Annotated in this window: 1 protein-coding gene; it reads right to left on the reverse strand. The window is 70.6% G+C overall.

All coding sequences use genetic code 11. The features are described 5' to 3' along the window. On the reverse strand, positions 1-969 hold a 969-nt coding region (locus ACOADB_RS20065), incomplete at both ends, for a CocE/NonD family hydrolase (RefSeq protein WP_378602564.1).

Here is a 969-nt window from a genome sequence, read left to right on the forward strand (position 1 = left end):
CTGGCTGAGCAGCGGCAACGCACCCGAGAACGCACCGGCGGCACCGGCGTCGATCAGTGCGATGTTCGGGACGTCGGTCATCGTCGGCAGGGACGGCACGGTGACGTACGACGCCGTACCCCTCGTGGTCGGCGGCGTCAGTGCGAGCGACCGGCCCGGCGCGAAGGCCAGCTCGGTCCACTCGGTGCCGGGCAGTGGCCAGTCGGCCCCCTGGACGGTGACGTGCTCGCCCTTGAGGTACGACGGCCGGTCGCCCTTCGCGAGCGTGAGGCTGACCCGCGGCTGGCCCTCGATGCCGTTGGCCTCGCCCCGCACGAAGTGGTCGAGCCAGGCAGCCGCCTCGGCCGCTCCCCCGTCCGTGCCTGCCGGTACGCCGTCGTGGCCGCCCTCCATCACGAGGTGGGCACCATCGGCCTTCAACGCCTGGTAGCCCTGGAACGCGCCGCGCGACTCGACGTCGTAGAAGCCGTTGATCATCAGCACCGGGATGTCGTTGGCGTCGCCGCGCCAGCCACGCTCGGTCCACCAGGCGTCGAGGCTGGGGTGGGCCAGGCCGGCATTGACTCCCGAGGTGAAGAGTCCGCCGATCACGTCGAGCGAGGAGCCCGGGTTGCGCTGCAGCCGTTCGATGCCCTGCAGCAGGGCGGGGGCGCCGATCAGTGCGATGACGCCGGCGCCGGGGACGAGGTTCATCAGGCCGCCGGGCACGAGCAGGTCGCGGTACAGCTCGTGGGTGCCGGACTTGAGGATCGCGGCCTTCACGCATGGCAGTTCCTGGTGCCAGGAGTTGTAGAGCACGATCGCGCTGGCCGAGAACCCGTTGAGCGCCAGGCGCCCGTCGCTGAACGGCTGCGTGCAGGCCCACTCCAGCACCTCCACGACGTCGCTCTGGCTCTTTGGGCCGAGCGCATCGAAGGACCCGTCACTGCCACCGGTGCCGCGGATCTGGACGAGCAGGTAGTTGTAGTC

It is taken from the genome of Nocardioides sp. CPCC 206348 (assembly GCF_048654705.1).
Classification (GTDB): Bacteria; Actinomycetota; Actinomycetes; order Propionibacteriales; family Nocardioidaceae; genus Nocardioides.